The organism is Methylibium sp. T29, from assembly GCF_000576205.1.
GTDB classification, from domain to species: Bacteria; Pseudomonadota; Gammaproteobacteria; order Burkholderiales; family Burkholderiaceae_C; genus Methylibium; species Methylibium petroleiphilum.
This window is the reverse complement of the sequence record NZ_AZND01000561.1, coordinates 1-851: the sequence shown is the minus strand read 5'-3', so window position 1 is coordinate 851 and position 851 is coordinate 1. Positions and strand designations below refer to the sequence as shown.

Annotated in this window: 1 protein-coding gene; it reads right to left on the bottom strand. The window is 74.7% G+C overall.

Annotated features, from left to right (window positions below; all coding sequences use genetic code 11):
- Positions 1 to 851: molybdopterin cofactor-binding domain-containing protein (locus tag x551_RS22825; protein ID WP_343252171.1), on the bottom strand; the 851-nt coding region annotated here is incomplete at both ends.

Here is an 851-nt window from a genome sequence, read left to right as displayed (position 1 = left end):
CGGTCGCGCCGGCCCGGGCCGGCAGGCGCACCAGCCGCTGCACGCCGGGCGGCGCAGCACCTCGTCCTCGTTGCCGATGCGTTGCGGCGCACCGCCGAGCACCGGGCACATGCGCACTGCGGCGTACAGCAGGCCCTCGGGCCGCACGTCGAGGCCGTAGACGGCGCTGCCGTTGCTCTTGGCGACGACATCGGTGCGCGGCGTGTCGCGACCGATCAGCGTCCAGGCGGCACGCGGCTTCAGCGCCACGTCACCGGCCGGCGTGCCGGCAGCCGCGCTGGCGAGCTCACCGAAATGCGCGTGCACGCCGGAGGCATGCGACACGACGCCGTCGCGCACCACGATCTCTTCCTTGGGCAGGCGCCAGCGCAGCGAGGCGGCTCCCACCAGCTGGGCCCGCACCGTGGCCGCAGCCAGCCGCAGCGGCTCCCAGGCGTCGACGATGCTGGTCGACGCGCCCGTCATGTTGATGCCGAGCTCGCGCGCCAGCTTGGCGACGACCCACTCGCCGCCCTTCACCACCGCGGTCCTGCGGCCCGGCTCGCTGTCGCGCGGGTGGAAGGGCAGCGACGCGACGAAGGTGGCCACGTTGCCGTAGACCGCATCGGCGCCAGCCTGGACCAGCCGCACGCGGTCGAGGCCGATGTCGAGCTCCTCGGCCACCAGCATCGGCAGCGCGGTGTGCACGCCCTGGCCCATCTCGCTGCGGTTCATCGCCAGCGCGACGCCGCCGTCGGCGGCGACCTTGATCCAGCCGTTGAACGCCACCTCGCCGGCCTGCAGCGCCAGCAGCGCACGGTCGCCCAGCCGCGAACGCGGCGGCAGCACCGCCCAGCCCAGCAGCAGGACGC